Below are 282 nucleotides of genomic sequence, written 5' to 3'. Positions count from 1 at the left end.
TCACTTCCTCATTAATCCCTACTGTGTCAACAAAGTAACCTCTTTGCCAAAAGTGATTTCCCCATAGCTTATTTTTCCGAAGATACGGATACTTGCTAAACATTTTCAAAGCAATTTTACCTTTTAAAGCACCCATCAACTTTGAAATCGATAGCTTCGGAGGAACTTTGATAACCAGATGTACATGGTCTATTTGTACATTCAACTCTACAACCACACACCCTAACTGCTCACTATAGACATGAATACATCGGTAAACATCTTTTCCTAACTTATTCTTTA

Annotated in this window: 1 pseudogene; it reads right to left on the bottom strand. The window is 36.2% G+C overall.

Annotation, left to right across the window (positions count from 1 at the left end):
- Nucleotides 1-282, bottom strand: a pseudogene (gene tnpA / locus K0625_RS24430) (IS200/IS605-like element ISShwo2 family transposase); the annotation flags it as partial.

It is taken from the genome of Shewanella nanhaiensis, assembly GCF_019457885.1.
Classification (GTDB): Bacteria; Pseudomonadota; Gammaproteobacteria; order Enterobacterales; family Shewanellaceae; genus Shewanella; species Shewanella nanhaiensis.
Note: the sequence above shows the minus strand (reverse complement) of the source record. Positions and strands in the feature narration are given on the sequence as shown.